The 1,610-nt window shown below is 58.9% G+C and carries 2 protein-coding genes; one reads left to right on the top strand and one right to left on the bottom strand.

All coding sequences use genetic code 11. The features are described from left to right. Positions 1 to 29 precede the first annotated feature (29 nt). Positions 30 to 455 carry a hypothetical protein gene (locus Q4P78_RS08590; protein WP_303339965.1) on the top strand — a complete coding sequence of 142 codons (426 nt, stop codon included), beginning with the start codon at positions 30 to 32 and terminating at the stop codon, positions 453 to 455. Positions 456 to 530: 75 nt separating this feature from the next. Here Q4P78_RS08590 and Q4P78_RS08585 read toward each other — a convergent pair. Next, positions 531 to 1,610: HigA family addiction module antitoxin (locus Q4P78_RS08585; protein ID WP_303339964.1), on the bottom strand; the 1,080-nt coding region annotated here is incomplete at its 5' end.

The raw sequence follows: 1,610 nt of genomic DNA, 5'->3' as shown, positions 1-1,610 counted from the left end.
CCTAATCACTCACACTTAATACTTGCCCCATGCCCGCCACCTCACCCGCTGCCGGCTATCGCGACTACACCCGCGAGTGGTACCGCATGATGACCCGTATCTGGTCCGACCGCATCGCCCTCCTGGGCGCCATGCGCACCGGTGCCCTCCGCACCTCCGTCCGTGGCGCAGGCCTCACCTTCCCCGGCAGCTACAGCCTCACAGCCACCTACCACTTCCTCACCTACGGCCTCTACGTAGACGCCGGCACAGGCAACGGCTACAAGCACGACAACGGCGGCAACCTCCACTTTCTCGACCCCGCCTACCGCGCCGCCCACCACCTGGGCAAGCCCCGCAAGGCCCGCCCCTGGTTCACCAAGTCCTGGTACGTCTCCCGCGAAGTCCTTAAGGACAAGCTCCTCACCCTCATGGGCGAAGCCTACTTCGCCACCTTCGCAGACCTCACCCGGTAAGACACAACACAGCCCCGCGCATCACCACGATACGCGGGGCTGAATAAGTATAAACCACCCCGAGGGGGCAACCTATCATCTAATCTTCGGAGACCGGTAAGCCTTCGTCTGATACCAGTTGGCATCATGCTTATACCTCGCCACCGCTATCGACGGGCTTATCCCCCGCTTAGCGGCTTCTTCGGCAATCGTCTTCACCACCCTGTGCGGCGAGAGGCTGCGGCATCCCGCCTTCATGATACCGGACCACGCGGCATCAGGTATCAGCATAGTGCGGGCAAAGTCGTTCGCCTCCTTCTCCCGTGGGTCAGAAGAGTAGTCTACGTCATCCACAGTAATAAAGGCCTGCGTCTCCCCACCTAGGTGGTGGTCTATATGGTAGAGCTCGTGCAGCACGTCAAACACCAGCTTATCCAAGTCATTATGCCGATACGTCACCGAGACAACGGGCGCACCATCCACCAAACAAGAGTAAGCATCCACCGGAGCCTTCTCCACCCGCTCCACCTCCACGTAGGTAATGCCGTAGCTACCAAGACACCGCGCTATCTCCGCTACCGAAGCACGCTGCTCGTTGGCCATCCGGGCTATCTCCGCAGCAGCCTTCGTAGCCCCACCACGAACATACCCCACACAGCGGCCCTTCTGTTCAATCGCAAGATGATTAAGCAGCAGCCAGGTCAGCATATTCTTCTCGTCTACCTGCACCTTCTCGCTATGCTTGTACAGGCCCGCCACCTGCGCCCGCAGCTCTCCGGCAGCAAGCAGGTCAAAGCCAAACAGCTCCTTCAACCGCTTCACGCGCTTAGCTACAGACACCGCCCCAATCTCCAGCCTCTTATACAGCAGGTTGAGGTTAAAGAGCGCGCGGCAACCTTCTTCATAGTCCACCGCCTTCTGCTCTTCCTCGTCCCGCTGCCTGATGCGCTCCAAGTCATAGACGTAGCCGCTATGTAGATTCATCCAAGAAGAAAAGGAAATACCCAGCTGCGCCTCCAGCTTCATGGCCAGCTCTTCGGTCATGTTGCGCTTGCCCTTAATAAACTCATTCAAGTGAGTGGGCTGCACGCCCATCATCCGAGCCAGTTCCTTCTGCGTAATGCCGCGCTCCTTCAATTCTTCACGCAACACCTCCCCCGGGTGAACAGCCCTGAA

The sequence above is a fragment of the Rothia sp. (in: high G+C Gram-positive bacteria) genome (genome assembly GCF_030540545.1).
Classification (GTDB): Bacteria; Actinomycetota; Actinomycetes; order Actinomycetales; family Micrococcaceae; genus Rothia.
The sequence above is the reverse complement of the archived record's forward strand: the minus strand, read 5'-3'. Positions and strand labels throughout refer to the sequence as shown.

What these genes read in the sequence shown, in the direction of transcription:
- Q4P78_RS08590 (WP_303339965.1), top strand. Translation starts at nt 30, where the DNA reads ATGCCCGCCACCTCACCCGCTGCCGGCTATCGCGACTACACCCGCGAG.